Genomic DNA, 1275 nt, shown 5'->3' on the forward strand with positions numbered 1-1275 from the left:
GAGAAAATGGATGGACGACAAGCAATAATATCTCTATTCAATCGGATAATCCAATTTTTAAAGGTAATTTCATGCAGATGCCAGGGGCAAGGTCGGCAGACTTCCCAACCTATATATATCAAAAAGTGGTTGAATCCAAATTGAAACCTTATACACGTTATATTGCTAGGGGCTTTGTGGAAAGTAGTCAAGAGCTAGAACTCTTGGTTACACGTTATGCGGAAGAAGTGGATGCTATCATGAATGTACCCAATGATTTAGCGTATAAGGGATCTTTCAATTCTTGTGGTGGGTTTGATCGATGTAAGTCCCCAGCCTCTCAAACTATGGACGGAAATATGTCTGTAATGAATTCAATGCGGATCAACAACAATATTCAAAATGCTTCATATGCTTCTCCTGAAACGTGTCAATGTGTGCCAAAAACAGCATCACTTAAAATGTGCCATGATTTACATGAATTTTCTTTCCACATAGATACTGGAGAAATAGATTTGAACGAGAATCTAGGGATTTGGATGTTGTTTAAAATTTCTTCACCAGATGGCTATGCATCATTGGATAATTTAGAGATTATTGAGGATGGCCCATTAGTTGGAGAATCACTTGCCTATGTAAAAAAACGAGAGAAAAAATGGAAAGACACAATGGACAAAAAACAGTTAGAAACACAAAAAGCATACGGTGAGGCAAAAATGGCTGTAGATGCATTATTTACTAATTCTCAATATACAGCACTGAAATATGAAACAACAAGAGCCAATATCATTGCAGCAGATACTCTCGTACAGTCAATTCCTTATGTTTATAATGAATGGTTACCAAATCTACCAGGCATGAATTATGACAACTATACAGAATTGCAAAACCAAATTAGTCAAGCAAACGATTTATACAACCTTCGAAATGTCATAAAAAATGGTGACTTCACAAATGGGCTAATGCACTGGCATGCAACACCATATGCAGAAGTGCAACAAATAAATGGTACGTCTGTGTTGGTGATTCCAAATTGGAGTGCCAATGTGTCACAAAATATATGCTTACAACACAATCATGGTTATATGTTACGAGTAACAGGTAAAAAAGAAGGAAATGGAAATGGTTATGTGAAGATTTGTGATTGTGCAGGTGGTATAGAAACTCTTACATTTACGTCTTGTGAGAATAGTACAACTGGTACATTCAACGAATTAGAGGATTATGTAACAAAAACTGTTGATATCTTCCCGGATACAGACCAAGTACGTGTTGAAATTAGTGAAACTGAAGGAA

At 36.3% G+C, this 1275-nt stretch carries 1 protein-coding gene; it reads left to right on the plus strand.

Annotated features, from left to right (window positions below; genetic code table 11):
• The coding region (locus ACOMCU_RS27990; protein WP_421052294.1) for a toxin Cry1Ac domain D-VI-related protein at positions 1-1275 on the plus strand (1275 nt) is incomplete at both ends.

This window comes from Lysinibacillus sp. UGB7, assembly GCF_049058285.1.
Lineage (GTDB): Bacteria > Bacillota > Bacilli > Bacillales_A > Planococcaceae > Lysinibacillus > Lysinibacillus sphaericus_B.